Consider the following 15,076-nt stretch of genomic DNA (forward strand, 5'->3'; position numbering starts at 1 on the left):
CGTGTCCACTGAAGTGAAGCTCGCCGGGCGGCTGCCCGCCTCACCGGAGAGCAACGGCATGCACTCGGTGCTCGCCGACCTGCTGCAGACCCCGAAGACCCAGCGCTTGTACGTCGTCTGGGGCGACGTCCTCGAGATCAAGCGGAACCTCGACACCGGCGACGAGATCCCGACGCTGCGGGTCCTGAAGATCGAGCCGCTCGGCGAGGTCGACGAGGTGTCGCAGGCGATCCGCGAGGAGGTCATGCGCAAGGCCGAAGAGCGGCTCGGCCACACCCCGCTGCCGTTCGACGAGCACGACCCGGACGGCGTCACCGTGCTGCCCACCGGCGACCCCGAGGACGACGACGACGCGGAGGGTCCCCAGTGATCCAGAACACGCTGTTCGAGGCGCTGGAGGGCCGCTACAACGCGACCCGCCAGGTCGGCCAGTACTTCGCGTACGACCACCTGACGGGCGATGCCCGGCTGGCGTCCGAGGCCTGCTGCCAGCTGGCTGTCTCGATGCTGCTGACCACGCCGGACAGCCCCGAGCTCACCGTCGCGCTGCGGAAGCTGCTCGAGGCGAAGGACGCCTTCGTGCGGGCCCAGTTCGGCAGCCTGCTCCCGATCCCCGCGAAGGAGACCCGCTGATGGCCAAGCGGCTGAGCAACCCGTACGACGACATGCTCACCACGGCCAAGCTCGAGGTGTTGCTCGAGGAGTTCGGCGCGGACGACTTCACCGACGCGCGCAGCCTGGCCGATCACCTGGTCGCGAGCTCGAATCAGTGCGAGTTCCTGACCAGCAAGGGCCAGGTCCGGATCACGTTCGACCTTCGGCCGGCCACCCCCGCACCGAGCGCGGATCCGGTCGAGGACGGTCCGGCGTGATCCCGCTGACGATCACGCCGGACGTTGGGCAGACGCCGTGGAACGACGTCGACCCGAACGGGCACGGCACGCTCGAGCGGATCGGGCTGCTCCGCAACGGCACCGCCAACGGACGGGCCAGCGTCGCCCTGGTGGTCCGGTTCCCTGACGGAACCGCGGTCATCGCCGAGACGACCTGGCGCCTGTTCAACGCAGCTGCTCGTGCGCTGGCCGCCTCCCCGGTCGTTGCGGAGGAGGACCCAGATTGACCGAGTGGGCCGTGCAGGTCTTCGGTGCCCCGAAACCCCAGGGCTCGATGACCTGCAAGGGCCGGCACCTACCGGGCACCTTCCAGAACCTCCAGCCAGACAACGAATCTGAGCTCAAGGGGTGGCGCGCACGCGTCGAGAAGGCCGGGCGGGCCCTACCAGTCACGGGGCTGGTAGGGCCCTTGCGTGTCGTCGCGACCCACACGATCCCGCGGCCGCGCACCGTGCCGCTGAGAGTCCGCGCCTGGCCGATGACCGTGTCGCCCGGGCACGGCGACGTCGACAAGCTCGGCCGCGCCCTGCTCGACGGCCTGGCCCAGTCCGGTGTCTTCGGCAACGACGCGCAGGTGTGCGGCCTGACCGTGTGGAAGCGCTACCCCGACTCCCCATCCGTCCCGTGGATCGACCCGGCTGACTGCCTCGACCGTCCCGGCGTCGTCATCCGCATCTACCCGATAGGAGCCTGACCGTGAAGGTGCGCAAGGAGTTCAAGACCCAGGTCGAGCTCGACCCGATCGACTGGTTCGACGTCGAGTGGTTCGACGGCGGGTACAGGCGCGCCCGCGTCGTCGAGATCACTCGCACCATCTACCCCGCCCAAGGCGGCGGGCACGGCTGCATCGTCTTCGGCACCGCGTACCCGTACCTGAAGGACGGGACGCTCGGGAAGCGGCAGGAGACCGTCCACAGGCTCCCCGAGCTCGTGGACCAGATCCCGCCGTTGATGCGGGGGACGCTCGATGAGCTGGGGATCTTCGACGAGGGCAACGAGGACTGAGCCGTGGCCCTGGAAAACATCGACGTCACCGTCCACTTCGACGCAGAGTCGGTCCGTGCCGCCGTACGGCAGATCACCGCGGCCTTCAGCCGGGCGCACTGGCGTTCGTACTTCGCCGGCGGGTGGCGTCGCCCGATGCTGCAGCTCACCACCGGCTGTCGCTGCCAGGAGCAGCCCGGTTGGTATCCCGGTCGGCCCGCTGCCGAGCTCTGCCCGGCCCACGGCACTCACCGCAATGCCTGCCCTGGCGTGCGCTTCCTCGGCCGCTCCTGGCGCTCCGAGGGCTGCGGATGGCGCTGCCCGAAGTGCGGCGCGACGTACACGCTCACCCGAGCTCAGACCGAGTTCGGCGACCACACCACGCAGTACGGCGTACACCCGCGCACCCAATGCGGGCCGGCCTTCTGCGATCTGCTCCCGCCGCGACCCGTCATGCAGTGGGTCCGCGACGACACCCAAACCAACGAAGCGGGGAACTCATGCTGAACAACGTGAAGCGAGCGCTCGCAGCGCTCGTGACCACCGCGGCCCTCCTGGTCGCCGCCGCATCACCGGCAGGCGCCGGCTACGGATCCGGCGATATCGGAGCCTGGCAGACCCTTGCCCACGGCACCATCGGCGATCCGGCAACCGCTGACGTCCTGCTCGTCGGCGACTCCATCACCACTAGGTGTTGGACCGATCTCCGCGATGCCCTCGCAGCCAAGGGGAAGACGCTCGCGGTCAACTACTGGTCCGGCCGGCCGACGACCCCCGCAGTCGACTGGCTCACAGCACAGCCCGTGGTCGCGCCTCTCGTCGTCATGGCCAAAGGCTCGAACGACATCTTCGACCCGACCGTGATGGCCACACAGATCCAGCGCACTAGCGCCTACCTGCTCGTTCCCGACCGGTTGCTGTGGGTCGACGTACAGGCCGCCCGCACCGGCGAACCCGACGCGGTACAGCTGTCGGATCAGCGCAACAGCGGCTGGATCAACGCTCAGATCCGCGACCAACTGGCCCCCTCGCAGATCGTGCCCTGGTCCGTGTGGTTCGCCTCAAGCCCCAACCGGATCCCGATGTACCTGCAGGACGGCGTACACCCCTGGGTGACCGCCGGCACAGGCCACGGCGACGGATGCGCGTTCTGGGCCGCCGTACTGATGGGCCCGATCAACCAGCGACTCACCACGCTGCAGCTGTCTCTGCCGAAGGCGCCGTTGAGCCTCCCAACCACGACACCGTGAGAGCGAATCCGCGATGCCTGACGTCGACCGCACGCCTAAGCCGTGCCACCACCCGAACACACAGCACGAGCACGGCACGCGCGCCTGCTACGTCCACGACAAGTGCCGCTGCTACCCCTGCGGAGCTGCCAACAGCGACTACGCAGCGAACCTGAACCGGCAGCGCGTGTACGGCCGCTCCAACCTCGTCGACGCCGAACCCGCCCGCCTGCACGTCAAGAAGCTGCAGGCGGGCGGGATGGGCTGGAGGCAGGTCGCCAAGCGCGCCGAGGTGAGCGGGAGCGGCGTGTACGCCCTGCTGCACGACAAGCGCGGCCGCGGCCCCACGAAGCGTCTCCGCAAGGAGACCGCCGAACGGCTGCTGGCCGTCCAGCTCGACCTCGCGGACCACGCCCTGGTCGACGCGACGATCTACGTACGTCGGCTCCGCGCCCTCGTCGCGCTCGGCTACTCCCAGGCCAAGCTCGCGAGGCGTCTGGGCATCACGCCGTCGAACTTCACGCCGGTGATGGATGGCAGCCGCCCGGCCCTGCTCGTTGCCACTAGCAACGCGATCAGGCCCCTGTACGCCGAGCTGTCGATGACCCCGCCGCCAGAGACCACGCACCGGGAGCGCTGCTCGGCTACTCGCGCCCGGAACATGGCCCAGGCCCGCGGCTGGGTGCCTCCGCTGGCGTGGGACGACGAGCAGCTCGACGACCCGGCCGCTCAGCCTGCAGGGCGGGCGATCGCATGACCCCCATGCCGCTGGGGGCGGCCCGGCTGCGCGTAGTACCGCTCCGCTTCCGAGACGCCGTCCGCTTCGTGGAGGCCTGGCACCGGCACCTTCCTGGGCCTGTTGGCATGGTGTTCTGTCTCGGCGCCGCCGACGACAACGACCAACTGGTTGGCGTCGCCATCGTTGGCCGGCCGGTAGCTCGCGGCCTCGACGACGGTCTCACGCTCGAGGTGACCCGCACGGCCGCTGACGGCACACCCAACGTCAACTCCCTGCTGTACGGGGCTGCGTGGCGTGCTGCGAAGGCGCTCGGCTATCGCCGCTTGGTCACCTACACCCAGTCGAACGAGCCCGGCACAAGCCTTCGAGCTGCTGGCTGGCGTGTGTTGGCGGAACGTCCGCCTCGAGGTGGGTGGGACATGCCCAGTAGGCCACGCGACAACGGGTCGTACCTGTCCACCACTCGCACGTTGTGGGAGGCGATATGAGCGGCCGGATCGTCGGTGAGGTGCTCCACCACGCCCCGGACGACCTGCCCCCGCTCGACTTCCGCGTGCTCATCTGCCTGGCCGAGGACGCCCACGACAAGGACCGCACGGCCGCCAACGAGTGCTCGGCCGAGATCCTCGCGTACAAGGCCAGGTCGACGCCGGCCAGCGTCCGACAGGCCCTCAAGCGGCTGAAGGACCGGGCCCTCATCCGGCCCGTGCACAGCAAGGTGCACCGCGGCCAGCAGCAGAACTGGGTGATCACGAAGCTGTCCAGTTACCACCGAGAAGGCGCCCGAATTATTCAGCTAAAGCGTGACCCCCAGGAGTCACGCAATCCGGGCGATCCGGACGGGCCAGAAAGCGTGACCTCTGGAAGTCACACATAGGGCCTGTGGATAAACCCCTAATGCGTGACTAAAAGCGTGACTAAACGCCCGAGAAAGCGTGACCTCTGGAAGTCACACCACCCGTAAAGACCACCCGTAACCCCCGTATCTAGATGGCTGGCTTAGTGCCGGGCTATACGCGAAAGGACCCCCGAAAATGACCGCCGTAGAGACCATCCCGAGAGCCACCGTTTGGGCCGCTCTCGAGGCCCTCGGAATCCCGCCCGGTGAGCCCTTCAACCGGACGATGGTTGTGCACATCGCTGGCGACCACATCAGCTACGAGCAGGCCGATGGCCAGACGATCCTGTGGCGGCGGGTCGTTGCCGAGTGCCCCAGTTGCCACTCGACTCCTGGCCAGCCGCACACCGAGTACTGCCAGCTGGCCGGCCGCGTCGTACCCGTCGACCGGCCCGAGTGCGGGCACGCCACCTGGCCGGCCTGCCAGGACCAGCACGCGCCTACTGCCGACCCGTGGACCGCCCCTCTCGACGGCATCGAGGTTCGCCGCTACCCAGGCGATCCCGGCCATCAGGCCCACCGCCCCGAAGACGACCCCGCCGACGAGATCACCTGCGACGGCCGCAACTGCGGCGGAAGGCCCCACGCATGAGCACCGCCGATCAAGTACTCGGCGCCCTGTTCGTCGCCGCGATGGTGTGCATCCTCGGCCTCTGCTGGTCGCTGCAGCAGGCCCACTACCGCCTCGACGCGCTCGAGCACGACCTCGACCAGCTGCTCGACGAGTGGACCGACGAGGACCAGGCGGACCAGGCGGACGACGACCAGGGCGACCCGGACACCTGCAGGCCGCTCGAGGTCGACGGCCAGACGATCCGCGTCCTCGGCAGCGGCGAGTGGACCGACGAGGACCGCGCAGCCATGACCGAGGTCGTACGCGCAACCCAACAGCGCATGGGGGCCGAGCAGGCATGAGCTTCCTCTGCGGGCCACGCAAGCCCGGCGCCGACGACCTCACCGCAGTACGGGAGTTCGGGGAATGGCTCGCCACCCACCCCCACCGCCCACGCCCACACGTCCACCCCGTACGCCGGCCCCAGCACTGCAACTGCGGCGCCAACCAGCTGATCGCCGTCGCCCACCTCGACACCTGCCTGAGCCGAAGGCCAGCACCGCGATGAGCGCCCTCGCCCCCGGCCGATACTGCCTGGCCACCTGCTACTGCAAGGCCTGCCCTCACTACGAACCGTTCGAGCTGACCGCAACCCAGCGCGCTCAGATCCTGCACGTCCTCGGTCACCCGAGCCGCAAGTACACCCCCGCCTGGTACCGCGACCCGATCGGCAAGGTGCGATGACCGACGTGTTGCTCGCCCTCGGTCTCCTCATCGCATGCCTCAGCCTCATCCGCCAAGGCCGTCGCATCGCCAAGCTCGAATCGCGAGGTACCCCCCTCGCGACACCCACCCCCCTCGCCACAGCCACCCCCGCGGCGAGCCACGGATGCACGCACACCTGCGACGCACCCAGCTGCCAGATGCAAGGCGACGACTACCCCACCGCATGACCACCCCCGGCGACCCACGCACCGGCCGTCGCTGGATGGCGATGGCAGCCCACATCATCAGCCGAGACGAGGGGATCTGCTGGCGCTGCGGGCACCCGGGAGCAGACACCTGCGGGCACGTCCTCCCCTGGTCCACCCACCCCCACCTAGCACTAGATCCCGACAACCTCAGGGCCGAGCACGGCAAGCGCCGCACGCTCGAGGCAGACGGGTACGAGTGCATCGGGAACTACGCAGCAGGCGCGGACGCAGGACAGCTCGGACACGACGCAACAATCAGCAAGCTGCAATCCCAGAGACGTGACTGGGACGCACAAACAACACCCTGAAACAGCACTCCAGCACGCGGCACACGCCAACCTCGAGGCAGCCAGGAAGGGCCGTTTTAGCCTGGCGGATTCGAGGCCAGGAAGTCGCCGCTCTTCCGTTTCTCTCTCTCCCCGGACCCGCCGCGCCCGGCCCGGGGCGGTACCTAGGAGCTCCGAACAGGGGTGGTGATGGGTGGTTGCGGTCGAGTTAGGCCCGCAGATCGGCGCACAGCGAATTCGTCCCGGAATTCGCGATTCCAGCCGCCAGAATGCCTAGGATCGCGGCCATGAGCACCCAATCGACCGTTGCGGCGGCTGTACGCCGGTCGATTCGGGCCGCGCGGCAGGCTGACCGCATGAAGCCGTGGCATGATCCGCACGCCCGGGTCGCGGAACGGTTGGCGAAGGCCCTCGACAAGCCCGATCTGCCTGTCTCGGAGCTCGTGAGGCTGGCATCGGAGCTGGACAAGGTGCTGTCTCGCCTACCGTTGGCCGAAGGCAACCAACCGGGCCAGGGAGGCGACAGTGACCGACCTGCTGCTGCCGCCAGTGGCCCCGGCTCGGGAGACGCACACCCCGCTGGACTGGCGTCCGGAGTGGGGACCAGCCCCGAGGTGGGCGACACCGCGCTCCCCGCATAGGCCGACGTACGGCGGTCAGCTGTCGCGGCTGGCGACGACGATCAGTCTGCCGTTCATGCCCTGGCAGGCGTACGTCCACGACGTCGCGAACGAAGTGGATCCGGACACCGGCTGGTGGGCGTACGACGAGGTCGTGGTGACGGTGGTTCGGCAGGCCGGCAAGACCACGCTGAAGATCCCGCTGTACGCCCACCGCATGCAGCTGATCCCGGCCGGCGAGCTGTGGATGACCGCGCAGAACGGCAAGAAGGCCGTGAAGCGCTGGGAGAAGGCGTCCGAGGCGATGATGAACACGCCGGAGCTCGCGCCGCACCTCAAGCAGTGGGTGACGGTGGCCCGGGAGCGGCTGCGGTGGAAGTCGACGGGCGCTCTGCTGGTCCCGTTCGCGCCGGACGACGAGAACATGCACGGCGAGTCGCCCGACCTGGTCGACGTCGACGAGTGGTGGGCGTTTGACGCGGTCGCAGCTGAGGGCCTGATCGCGTCGTACTCGCCGGGCTTCCTGACGAAGAACGCTCAGGCCTGGAAGACGTCGACGATGGGGACCGAGGCGTCGGCCGGCCTCAACGCGGACGTGAAGAAGGGCCGGGCCGCGGTCGAGATGGATCGCCGATCGGGGATCGCGTACTTCGAGTGGTCGCTCGAGGACGAGCCGGGCGGGATCCCGATCGACGAGCTCACTGACGACCAGCTGATCGCCGAGTGCATCGCGATCCATCCCGCGGTCGGGTACCACCCGAAGGCGCCGGCGGACAAGATGCGCCACCACATCGCCAGCGAGCTCAAGACGCTAGGCCGGCGCGAGTTCATCCGGGCCTACGGCAACCGTCTGCAGTCGTCGACGGGCGGCTGGAACGTGATCTCCCAGCCGCAGTGGGTCGCCGCCATGTCGGACCGGCCGATCCCTGCGCGCGGCACAGTCGGGTTCGGCTTCGAAGCGGATCCGGATGGCCGCGACGGGTCGATCGCGGTGGCCTGGCGGGCGCCGAACGGCTCGGCGATCATCGAGGTCATCAAGGTCCAGGACGGCGTTACGTGGCTGCCCGATGCCGTTGCCGCGCTGGTGAAGCGGTGGACCTTCAACGGGGTCGTTCCGCAGGTTGCGGTGCAGAACTCAGGCCCGGCACGGCATGCCGCCGACAAGATCATTGCCGGAGGCCTCGACGTGCTTCGCCTTTCGCAGATGGACTTTTCGGCGGCGTGTGCCCAGTTCCACGGCGAGGTGACAGCGCGCGGAGGTGCGAAACTACGCCATATCGGCCAGGCGGCACTGAACACCGCTCTCGAGCACGTGGGGAAGCGTCGTACAGGACCGAGCGGTGCGTGGGCGTGGCGCGTCGACCCGGACGTGTCCATTACCGCGCTGGTGGCAGCCACTGCGGCAGTCTGGGCGGTGGACCACCCGAGGGAGATCGAGCCTGACCTAGGCCGATTCAAGATCCGATGAAGGAGCTAGCAGTGGCTGAAGAGAAGCGGTTCCAGGCCGGCGACAACCCCAACGACTACACGGTTTCGCAGGTCGTCGCCTTCCTGAAGGGCGACGACGTCACCGGCGACGAGTACGACCGCGTCGTCCAGGCCGAGCGCGAGGGGCAGGGCCGGCTCGGGATCATCAACCTGTCCGGCACCGACACCGCGGCGACCGGCGAGCTCGGCGAGAAGCCGGACGGCACCGAGGCGGCCGGACCGAACGAGGCCGCGACCGGGCAGTTCTCGCCGGCCGACCACGCCAAGACCGTCGACGACCCGGAGGCGTCCGGGGACGCCGGCCTGACCGCCGACCAGTACCCCGACGAGGCGCCCGCTTCGCTGGGCCCGGACATGCCGCAGTCGCAGCCGGAGGCGGACGCGCACGCCGCAACCGTCGCGGCCCTGCCGGAGCTGTCGAAGGCCGAGCGCGCGGCCAAGCCGGTCGACTACACGGACGGCGAGATCACCCGCTACACCCCGGAGGAGGCGCTGCGCGAGGCGTCCCGCAAGTCCACGGAGTGGAAGACCCAGGCGCGGGCCGCGGCTTCCGACGAGTCCTGACCGTCCCCACCCCGACTGAGAGAAGGGGCATCGCGTGCAAATCTGGCCGCCGGTAGTCGACCCGGCAACCCTGACCCGGCAGGTGTGGGACTCGGTCACCGCGCAAGCACTGCCGGCGGTCGGTCGCGCTATGGCCCTGTACGGCGGGCTGATCTCCCAGTGCGACCTCGACGAGTACGACGGGCCGGTTCCGCTGACGCCGCGGCCGCGCCTGCTGCAGATGCCCGACGTCAACCTCGAGTCGCTGGCCCTGTTCATCCAGGTGCACGTCGAGGACTACCTGGTCCACGGCAACGCGTTGCACCTGGTCGCTTCCCGGGACCGTCGTACCGGCCTGCCGGCGGTCACCCGGTGGTTCCCGGCCGCTGAGTGGGGGATCGACGTCTCCCACGGCCGCGGCTACCCCGACTACTACCTGAACGGCCAGAAGGTCGCCCGTCGCGAAGACGTCGTGCACGTCCGGTGGGGAGCGGCGCCTGGTGAGCCTCACCGCGGCTGGGGCATCGTCGAGCGGTACCTCAACACGCTGAACCGGGCCGGCCTCGAGGAGGCCGCCGAGTCGGCGAATCTGACCAAAGGCGGGGTGCCCTCGGTCGCGGTCATCGCTCCGCAGAAGCACCTCACCGAGGAAGAGCTCGACGACGCCGCCGACGCCTGGGAGGAGAAGTACGCCGGGCCGGGTCGCAAGGCTGGCATCTTCCCGAACGGCACCGTTGTCCAGCCGCTGGCGTTCTCGCCGCAAGCGCAGGAAGCGACGCTGGCCCGGCAGATGACGCTGGTCGACATGGCGAACCTGCTGAACCTCGACCCGTACTGGGTGGGCGGACAGTCCTCGAGCCACACCTACAAGTCGCCGGGGCCGATGTTCCTGGTGATGCAGCGGACCGCGCTCGAGCCGGTGATGCGGAACTTCGAGCAGGTCTGGGGGCTGAAGTGGACCCCGATGGAACGGAAGCTCCGGTTCGACCGCAACCAGCTGACGCGCGACGACTTCGCCTCCTCGATCGCCTCGGTGAAGATGGCCGTCGAAGCCGGCCTGATGACCCGCGAGGAGGGCCGGGTGTATCTCGGCATGGCGCCCGAGCCCTTGATGGGCGAGCTCCAGGTACCGAAGGCGCCGGCGGCACCGGGCACTCCGCAACTCACGGTCCTCCCTGGTGGGGACACCGACACCGACGACGAGGAAGGCGCGACCGGATGAGCCAGACAGCAACCCTCCCGACCGAGCGGCGGGCCACGAAGGTCGAGCTCGTCGACCTCGAGCTCAACGCGACGAAGACCAAGATGCAGGGCATCGCGATGTCCTACAACGACCCGGCCGACATTGGGTTCTTCGTCGAGTCGCACCTGCCGGGGTCGTTCGCGAAGTCGATCAAAGAGGCGGCGCGGTCGTTGCCGCTGCACGTCTTCCACGACGACATGGCCGAGTTTGGGCACGTCGGAATGCCGATCGGCGTCGCGTCGGAGTGGGACGACCGGGACGAGCTCCTGCGGGTCGTGTGGGACCTGTACAACGACCAGAAGTCGCAGCGTGCGGCCCAGCTGGCGACGCCGGACGAGAACGGGAACGCCGCCCTGGGGTACTTCTCGGTTCGCTTCCTGCCGATCCGGTCCAACTGGACGATGGCCAAGGAGTGGAACCCGGACCTCGGGTCGGACCACAAAGACCGGGTCGAGCGGATCGAGTCGCGGTTGGTGTCGGTAGGGCTGGTGTCGACGCCGGCGTTCATCCGTACGCCGGTCGAGTGGGTCCGCTCGGCGACGCCACCCGGGCGCGAGGCCGGCCAGCGCAGGGTCGACGCCTGGTCGCGCTATCTCGAGGACGTGAAGGCCGGCCCCCGCTAGGTGATGATGTGAGCGAGTCCGGCGACTCGCACCGGCCCCCGGTACCGCCTAATCAATGGCGGCCCACCGGGGGCCGTTGTCGTACCATCTGGCCTTGACAGGCCGCGCCGTTCACCGCGCCGGATCCACGCCGCCCTAGCGGGCACCTGGGCCCACCCGGAAGAACACCCGACCGGAGACACCACCCATTCCGTCGAGTGCCCGGAGGGCATCATGCGTACGACCCGCGTCCAGCTGGACAAGCTGGGACTCCCGTTCCACCCCCGCACCGGCCTGCAGGCAGTCGGCATCGTCGGCGGCAAGCCCGTCTGGCCGATCGTCGGCGCGGACGGCCGCAGCGCCAACCCCTCGCCGATCCTCGATCGCTTCTACAAGGAGCGCGACGAGTGCATTGCGTTCGTCGAGCGCACCCTGAAGGAGGTCAACGACGCCGGCCGCGACCTCAGCACCTCCGAGGACGAGACGCTGGCCAAGTACCGGACCCGGATCAAGGAGCTCGACAAGCAGATCAAGCCGATCGAGGACTTCGAGCAGCTGCGCGGCGCCAGCGACCAGGCCGGCGCCCGGTACGTCCCCTCCGGCGGCAGCGCCGGCGGGCAGCCCAACGGCGCGACCAGCGCCGGCGCGGACGGCCACACCGCCGCACGGACCCAGGCCCGGGTCGGCGATTACAAGACCCGCGGCCAGGTGCTCGTCGACATGTGCCGCGCGGCCGACCTCGGCCACGGCGGACACTCCGACGTCGAGGCCCGGGACCGGCTCCTGGCCTCCGGTGTCGTGTTCCCCGGCGCCACCGACGACCAGGTGCGCCAGGCCCGCACGAACGCGGCCACGCTGCGCACCGAGGCCCGTGTTACCCAGGTGTCCGGCGACACCCCGGGCATCATCCCCGTGCCGATCATCGGCGAAGTGATGAACGACGTCGACAACGCGCGACCGTTCATCTCGTCGATCGGCGCCAAGCCGCTCGACTTCGCCGGTGAGACCTTCAAGCGGCCGGTCGTGACCCAGCACGTTGCCATGGGCAAGCAGACCACCCAGGCGACGTCGACAGGGCTCGGCTCGCAGAAGATGACGATCGGCTCGGTCACCTTCACGAAGGAGACCTGGGGCGGCTGGCTCGACGTGTCCCGGCAGGAGATCGACTGGACCTCCCCGGCCGCGTGGGACGCGATCCTCAACGACCTGACCGACCAGTACGGCCTGGTCACCGAGAACGCAGCTGGTGACGCGTTCGCGGCCGCGGTCACCGCCACGGTCGAGGTCGCCGGCACCGGTGCCGCATCCACCCTCAAGGACTGGATCACGGCGATCTACGCCGGCGCCGCCCTGGCCTACGCGGGCGCCGGCCGCCTGCCCGACACGATCTGGATGAGCCTCGACATGTGGGGCACGCTCGGCCCGCTGATCGAGTCCCAGGTCGCGATGCAGAAGAACGTCGGCGACACCGAGGCCGGGTCGTTCGACGGCAACCTGCTGCGGCTGCCGCGGTACGTCGTGCCGTCGTTCCCGTCCGGCACCGTCATCATCGGCGCGAAGCGCTGGACCGAGGTCTACGAGGAGCGCATCGGTCTGCTGCAGGCCGTGCTGCCCTCGGTGCTCGGTGTCCAGATCGCCTACGGCGGTTACGTCGCGTTCAACACGCTGAAGGCGGCGGCGTTCGCCAAGGTCGTCAACGCGGCCTGATGGCAGCCTGGCTCGATTACTCGGTGGCTGCGGCGATGGTGGAGGCTTCCGTCGTCGCAGACTCCGACCTGGCCTGGCAGGCCGACGTCGACGCCGCGGCCGCGTTCATCGAGCGTCGACGCAAGGACCTGTTCGTCGGTGACCCGGCGGTGTTCACGCCGGGCGCCGACGTCAAGCTGGGCACGGCGATGCTCGCGAACCGGCTCTATGCCCGGCGTACGTCGCCGCTCGGTACGTCACTGAACACCGAGTTCGGTGGCAGCGACTTCCTGCGGTCCGATCCGGATATCGCCAAGCTGTGCGGGATCGAGTCCGAAGGCAGGTTCTTCTTCGGGGCGGCCCGTACGCCGGTCGTCGCCGAGGAGGTCTAGCCGTGGCCGAGGTCGTGCGCGAGCTCCTGGCCGAAGCGGTGTCGGCACTCGAGGGCATCTCGGTCGAGCCGTACTACAAGGCGGTCACCGGGCCTGGCCGCGGCTGGATCGAGCACCTCCGGACCGAGTTCCCCGGCAAGAAGATCAACGGCGCCTGGCAGTACTGGGGCGTCGTGGTCTGCGTCCCCAGCGATATGGCCGCCGCGCAGAAGTTCGTCGACGAGCACCTGGTCGACCTCAGCAACGCGCTGTGGCCGCTCATGAACCTCACGCAGGTCCGCAACGAAGAAATCCCACAAACAGACGGCCAGATCATCAAAGCCATGGTCATAGAGGGCCGGCGAGAAGCAGAAGGGCTATAGCCATGGCAGGAATCGGTACGAGGCTGCTGACCCTCGAGGTCGAAGGCGACGCGTACACCGACGAGGTATCGGTCGCGAAGGTGACCAGTGGTGAGTCCGACGCGGACTTCATCACGTTCGCGGACGCGGCCGCCGGCGGAGCTCGGCAGTACAACCTCGAGATCACGATGGTGCAGGACGCGGTAGCCGGGTCGCTGTGGGACCTGATGTTCACCGCACCCGGCACCGAGATCGACTACACCATCGCGCCGTACGGCAACGCGGCTCCGTCGCCGACGCAGCCGCACTTCACCGGCACGGCGGTCGTGTCCGAGCCGGACGGTGACCTCCTCGGCGGCGAAGCGGACGCGTCGACCACGGCACGCATGACCGCGTCCGTCGTGTGGCCCTGCACCGGCAAGCCCGTCCGGGTGACGGCGTAATGGCCACCCAGGTCACGCTGGTCGACGCGTCCAGCGCACTCGCCGTCAACCCAGGGCCGGCCGCAGCCGATGCCACCGGCAACTACGTCGTGGTTCCGGCGGGCGTCAAGCGACTCACGGTGCGCGTCGCGAACGGCGGCGGCGCTCCGATCACGTGGACGCTCGACGACCCGACCACGCAGACGCCTGAAGGGGCTGCGGCAATCAACCCGGACGCGGCCCTGGCGGTCACGAACGCGCAGTCCCGGGTCGTGGTGTTCTCCGGGGCGCGGCTGCGGCGGTTCATGGATCCGGTGACCCGCCGCATCAACTGGACCTACTCGGCTGTCACCACCGTGACGGTCGAAGCGGTCTCGATCCCGTAATGGCGACCGGCACCCGGGTTAGCGGGCTGAAGCAGGCTCTCGCGAACCTGTCGAAGCTCGGCCTCGACGTGGACGACTTCAAGGAGACGTTCGGGTCGATCGCTAGCCGGGGTGCCGATATCGCTGCCGGGTTCGTCAACTCCCGGTCCGGCAAGCTCGCCGGGAGCGTCCGCGGCAACCGAGCCAAGAACCGCTCGGTGGTGATGGCCGGCCGGGGCAAGACCAGGAACTACGCCGGGGTGCAGAACTACGGATGGCCCCGGCGAAATATCCCAGCGCAACGGTTCATGCAGCGCGCGGACGACCAGCTGAAGCCACGGCTGCCCGCGATGCTCGAAGACGAACTGCAAGACAAGATCAGGAGACGGGGACTCGGATGACCGCACCAAGCCGCAAGACCACAGAGGCCGCAGAGGCCACCACCGCAGCCAGCGAGCCCGCTGCTGAGACCTGGCCGAAGACCGAGCTCACGGTCGAGGAGATGGTCGATTCGCTGACCGGCTGGGACGAGCTCGCGATCGAGGAGCAGCTGAAAAAGCCGATCGATGGGATGAGGTCGAACTACACCGTGGGCCGGGCCCTGATCGGAGTGCATCGGATGCGCGCGGGCGAGAAAGCCGCGATCGCGTTCAAGGCTGCGATGGAGATGCCCAACGGCGACGTCAGCAAGTACTTCACCAAGAAGACCGCGAACGACAACGACCTGCTGGTGCCGACCGAAGCGGGAAAAGAAGCCGGCAAGCGCTGAGCCGGGCCGAGGAGAAGGCCGCGTTCTGCCTGCTGACCGGCATCCCAC

At 68.9% G+C, this 15,076-nt stretch carries 26 protein-coding genes; all 26 read left to right on the forward strand.

What is annotated here, in order from left to right:
* Window position 1: 1 nt before the first annotated feature.
* The 26 genes from AB0F51_RS13150 to AB0F51_RS13275 all read left to right on the forward strand — a co-directional run bounded on the left by AB0F51_RS13150 (window position 2) and on the right by AB0F51_RS13275 (window position 15,028).
* The gene (locus AB0F51_RS13150) at window positions 2–370 is read left to right on the forward strand and encodes a hypothetical protein (protein WP_360278563.1); all 369 of its coding nucleotides are present in this window, start codon (window positions 2–4) and stop codon (window positions 368–370) included.
* Window positions 367–633, forward strand: a complete 267-nt coding sequence (locus tag AB0F51_RS13155; RefSeq protein WP_360278566.1) for a hypothetical protein — start codon at window positions 367–369, stop codon at window positions 631–633. Before AB0F51_RS13150 ends, AB0F51_RS13155 begins: the two co-directional genes overlap by 4 nt.
* Window positions 633–872 carry a hypothetical protein gene (locus AB0F51_RS13160; protein WP_360278569.1) on the forward strand — a complete coding sequence of 80 codons (240 nt, stop codon included), beginning with the start codon at window positions 633–635 and terminating at the stop codon, window positions 870–872. The genes AB0F51_RS13155 and AB0F51_RS13160 overlap by 1 nt, the downstream gene beginning before the upstream one ends.
* Window positions 869–1,120 carry a hypothetical protein gene (locus tag AB0F51_RS13165; RefSeq protein WP_360278571.1) on the forward strand — a complete coding sequence of 84 codons (252 nt, stop codon included), beginning with the start codon at window positions 869–871 and terminating at the stop codon, window positions 1,118–1,120. Before AB0F51_RS13160 ends, AB0F51_RS13165 begins: the two co-directional genes overlap by 4 nt.
* Window positions 1,117–1,587 carry a RusA family crossover junction endodeoxyribonuclease gene (locus AB0F51_RS13170; protein WP_360278574.1) on the forward strand — a complete coding sequence of 157 codons (471 nt, stop codon included), beginning with the start codon at window positions 1,117–1,119 and terminating at the stop codon, window positions 1,585–1,587. Before AB0F51_RS13165 ends, AB0F51_RS13170 begins: the two co-directional genes overlap by 4 nt.
* 2 nt (window positions 1,588–1,589) lie before the next feature.
* On the forward strand, window positions 1,590–1,898 hold the full coding sequence (locus tag AB0F51_RS13175; protein WP_360278577.1) for a hypothetical protein: 309 nt from the start codon (window positions 1,590–1,592) through the stop codon (window positions 1,896–1,898).
* 3 nt (window positions 1,899–1,901) lie between these two features.
* Window positions 1,902–2,384 (forward strand): hypothetical protein, encoded by a 483-nt coding sequence (locus AB0F51_RS13180; RefSeq protein WP_360278579.1) that lies wholly within the window; start codon window positions 1,902–1,904, stop codon window positions 2,382–2,384.
* A 5-nt stretch (window positions 2,385–2,389) separates the two neighbouring features.
* Window positions 2,390–3,127 (forward strand): hypothetical protein, encoded by a 738-nt coding sequence (locus AB0F51_RS13185; protein ID WP_360278582.1) that lies wholly within the window; start codon window positions 2,390–2,392, stop codon window positions 3,125–3,127.
* Window positions 3,128–3,140: 13 nt separating this feature from the next.
* Window positions 3,141–3,863 (forward strand): hypothetical protein, encoded by a 723-nt coding sequence (locus tag AB0F51_RS13190; RefSeq protein ID WP_360278584.1) that lies wholly within the window; start codon window positions 3,141–3,143, stop codon window positions 3,861–3,863.
* Window positions 3,860–4,333 carry an XF1762 family protein gene (locus AB0F51_RS13195; RefSeq protein WP_360278587.1) on the forward strand — a complete coding sequence of 158 codons (474 nt, stop codon included), beginning with the start codon at window positions 3,860–3,862 and terminating at the stop codon, window positions 4,331–4,333. The genes AB0F51_RS13190 and AB0F51_RS13195 overlap by 4 nt, the downstream gene beginning before the upstream one ends.
* A complete protein-coding gene (locus AB0F51_RS13200) occupies window positions 4,330–4,722 on the forward strand; it encodes a hypothetical protein (protein ID WP_360278590.1) in 393 nt (130 codons plus the stop codon). The genes AB0F51_RS13195 and AB0F51_RS13200 overlap by 4 nt, the downstream gene beginning before the upstream one ends.
* 157 nt (window positions 4,723–4,879) lie before the next feature.
* Window positions 4,880–5,335, forward strand: coding sequence for a hypothetical protein (locus AB0F51_RS13205; protein WP_360278593.1), 456 nt, complete (start codon window positions 4,880–4,882; stop codon window positions 5,333–5,335).
* Window positions 5,332–5,658 (forward strand): hypothetical protein, encoded by a 327-nt coding sequence (locus AB0F51_RS13210; protein ID WP_360278596.1) that lies wholly within the window; start codon window positions 5,332–5,334, stop codon window positions 5,656–5,658. Before AB0F51_RS13205 ends, AB0F51_RS13210 begins: the two co-directional genes overlap by 4 nt.
* Window positions 5,655–5,864 (forward strand): hypothetical protein, encoded by a 210-nt coding sequence (locus tag AB0F51_RS13215; protein ID WP_360278599.1) that lies wholly within the window; start codon window positions 5,655–5,657, stop codon window positions 5,862–5,864. Before AB0F51_RS13210 ends, AB0F51_RS13215 begins: the two co-directional genes overlap by 4 nt.
* Window positions 5,861–6,040: a hypothetical protein gene (locus AB0F51_RS13220; RefSeq protein WP_360278602.1), complete on the forward strand. Its 180-nt coding sequence runs from the start codon at window positions 5,861–5,863 to the stop codon at window positions 6,038–6,040. The genes AB0F51_RS13215 and AB0F51_RS13220 overlap by 4 nt, the downstream gene beginning before the upstream one ends.
* A gap of 1,042 nt (window positions 6,041–7,082) precedes the next feature.
* Window positions 7,083–8,645: a hypothetical protein gene (locus AB0F51_RS13225; RefSeq protein WP_360278605.1), complete on the forward strand. Its 1,563-nt coding sequence runs from the start codon at window positions 7,083–7,085 to the stop codon at window positions 8,643–8,645.
* 11 nt (window positions 8,646–8,656) lie between these two features.
* Complete coding sequence (locus AB0F51_RS13230) at window positions 8,657–9,229, forward strand: hypothetical protein (RefSeq protein WP_360278608.1); 573 nt, start codon at window positions 8,657–8,659, stop codon at window positions 9,227–9,229.
* A gap of 34 nt (window positions 9,230–9,263) precedes the next feature.
* A complete protein-coding gene (locus tag AB0F51_RS13235; RefSeq protein ID WP_360278611.1) occupies window positions 9,264–10,430 on the forward strand; it encodes a phage portal protein in 1,167 nt (388 codons plus the stop codon).
* Window positions 10,427–11,074, forward strand: coding sequence for a hypothetical protein (locus tag AB0F51_RS13240; RefSeq protein WP_360278614.1), 648 nt, complete (start codon window positions 10,427–10,429; stop codon window positions 11,072–11,074). Before AB0F51_RS13235 ends, AB0F51_RS13240 begins: the two co-directional genes overlap by 4 nt.
* 213 nt (window positions 11,075–11,287) lie before the next feature.
* Window positions 11,288–12,760, forward strand: coding sequence for a hypothetical protein (locus AB0F51_RS13245; RefSeq protein WP_360278617.1), 1,473 nt, complete (start codon window positions 11,288–11,290; stop codon window positions 12,758–12,760).
* Window positions 12,760–13,131: a hypothetical protein gene (locus AB0F51_RS13250; RefSeq protein ID WP_360278620.1), complete on the forward strand. Its 372-nt coding sequence runs from the start codon at window positions 12,760–12,762 to the stop codon at window positions 13,129–13,131. The genes AB0F51_RS13245 and AB0F51_RS13250 overlap by 1 nt, the downstream gene beginning before the upstream one ends.
* 2 nt (window positions 13,132–13,133) lie before the next feature.
* Entirely contained in the window at window positions 13,134–13,493 is a 360-nt protein-coding gene (locus AB0F51_RS13255) for a hypothetical protein (protein ID WP_360278623.1), read from the forward strand.
* A gap of 2 nt (window positions 13,494–13,495) precedes the next feature.
* Window positions 13,496–13,915: a hypothetical protein gene (locus tag AB0F51_RS13260; protein ID WP_360278626.1), complete on the forward strand. Its 420-nt coding sequence runs from the start codon at window positions 13,496–13,498 to the stop codon at window positions 13,913–13,915.
* The gene (locus AB0F51_RS13265) at window positions 13,915–14,280 is read left to right on the forward strand and encodes a hypothetical protein (RefSeq protein ID WP_360278629.1); all 366 of its coding nucleotides are present in this window, start codon (window positions 13,915–13,917) and stop codon (window positions 14,278–14,280) included. Before AB0F51_RS13260 ends, AB0F51_RS13265 begins: the two co-directional genes overlap by 1 nt.
* A complete protein-coding gene (locus AB0F51_RS13270; RefSeq protein ID WP_360278632.1) occupies window positions 14,280–14,660 on the forward strand; it encodes a hypothetical protein in 381 nt (126 codons plus the stop codon). The genes AB0F51_RS13265 and AB0F51_RS13270 overlap by 1 nt, the downstream gene beginning before the upstream one ends.
* Entirely contained in the window at window positions 14,657–15,028 is a 372-nt protein-coding gene (locus AB0F51_RS13275; RefSeq protein ID WP_360278635.1) for a hypothetical protein, read from the forward strand. The genes AB0F51_RS13270 and AB0F51_RS13275 overlap by 4 nt, the downstream gene beginning before the upstream one ends.
* Window positions 15,029–15,076: the final 48 nt, after the last annotated feature.

The organism is Kribbella sp. NPDC023855 (genome assembly GCF_040639475.1).
Taxonomy (GTDB): Bacteria; Actinomycetota; Actinomycetes; order Propionibacteriales; family Kribbellaceae; genus Kribbella.

Excerpts from the sequence above, each read along its gene's own strand:
- AB0F51_RS13190 (WP_360278584.1), top strand. The coding sequence starts at position 3,141 with ATGCCTGACGTCGACCGCACGCCTAAGCCGTGCCACCACCCGAACACA.
- AB0F51_RS13250 (WP_360278620.1), top strand. The coding sequence starts at position 12,760 with ATGGCAGCCTGGCTCGATTACTCGGTGGCTGCGGCGATGGTGGAGGCT.
- AB0F51_RS13205 (WP_360278593.1), top strand. The coding sequence starts at position 4,880 with ATGACCGCCGTAGAGACCATCCCGAGAGCCACCGTTTGGGCCGCTCTC.
- AB0F51_RS13215 (WP_360278599.1), top strand. The coding sequence starts at position 5,655 with ATGAGCTTCCTCTGCGGGCCACGCAAGCCCGGCGCCGACGACCTCACC.
- AB0F51_RS13275 (WP_360278635.1), top strand. The coding sequence starts at position 14,657 with ATGACCGCACCAAGCCGCAAGACCACAGAGGCCGCAGAGGCCACCACC.
- AB0F51_RS13270 (WP_360278632.1), top strand. The coding sequence starts at position 14,280 with ATGGCGACCGGCACCCGGGTTAGCGGGCTGAAGCAGGCTCTCGCGAAC.
- AB0F51_RS13200 (WP_360278590.1), top strand. The coding sequence starts at position 4,330 with ATGAGCGGCCGGATCGTCGGTGAGGTGCTCCACCACGCCCCGGACGAC.
- AB0F51_RS13160 (WP_360278569.1), top strand. The coding sequence starts at position 633 with ATGGCCAAGCGGCTGAGCAACCCGTACGACGACATGCTCACCACGGCC.
- AB0F51_RS13260 (WP_360278626.1), top strand. The coding sequence starts at position 13,496 with ATGGCAGGAATCGGTACGAGGCTGCTGACCCTCGAGGTCGAAGGCGAC.
- AB0F51_RS13245 (WP_360278617.1), top strand. The coding sequence starts at position 11,288 with ATGCGTACGACCCGCGTCCAGCTGGACAAGCTGGGACTCCCGTTCCAC.
- AB0F51_RS13195 (WP_360278587.1), top strand. The coding sequence starts at position 3,860 with ATGACCCCCATGCCGCTGGGGGCGGCCCGGCTGCGCGTAGTACCGCTC.
- AB0F51_RS13265 (WP_360278629.1), top strand. The coding sequence starts at position 13,915 with ATGGCCACCCAGGTCACGCTGGTCGACGCGTCCAGCGCACTCGCCGTC.
- AB0F51_RS13210 (WP_360278596.1), top strand. The coding sequence starts at position 5,332 with ATGAGCACCGCCGATCAAGTACTCGGCGCCCTGTTCGTCGCCGCGATG.
- AB0F51_RS13220 (WP_360278602.1), top strand. The coding sequence starts at position 5,861 with ATGAGCGCCCTCGCCCCCGGCCGATACTGCCTGGCCACCTGCTACTGC.
- AB0F51_RS13240 (WP_360278614.1), top strand. The coding sequence starts at position 10,427 with ATGAGCCAGACAGCAACCCTCCCGACCGAGCGGCGGGCCACGAAGGTC.